This is a genomic window from Streptomyces sp. NPDC057010 (assembly GCF_042673805.1).
GTDB lineage: Bacteria > Actinomycetota > Actinomycetes > Streptomycetales > Streptomycetaceae > Streptomyces.
In genome coordinates this window covers 1-289 of the sequence record NZ_JBHUSC010000142.1, presented here as the reverse complement: position 1 = coordinate 289, position 289 = coordinate 1, and the positions used below count along the sequence as shown (strand labels likewise).

Annotated in this window: 1 protein-coding gene; it reads left to right on the top strand. The window is 58.8% G+C overall.

Translation table 11 applies throughout. From position 1 onward, the window contains the following. Positions 1-289, top strand: a 289-nt coding sequence (locus ACFTXQ_RS36665; RefSeq protein WP_382650023.1) for a hypothetical protein, incomplete at both ends; no start/stop codon positions are given.

The window sequence follows — 289 nt, the reverse complement described above, 5'->3', positions numbered from 1 at the left end:
AGCTTTCGTGTTTGCCAGCGATCAACTTGAAGAGCGGTTTCGCTTGGATCGTCAGCGCTCGTCGCGGGTCTATCTTCGAGTCGCGCAAACCCGTCGGATGCATCCGCCTGCTCCCCGGCGTCGTATTCAGGCGTCGGTCGCGCTCTACAGCGCGAACCAGAGCGAATTTGATCGCTTATGGGCTAAGCTGCTACAGCTTGGGCGGGCGCCGATGCCTGATGAGGCAGAGGAGTTTGTCGACCTTGTCGATGCATGCGGGTCACTTGCCAAAGCGGTTCGTTTATGCGAG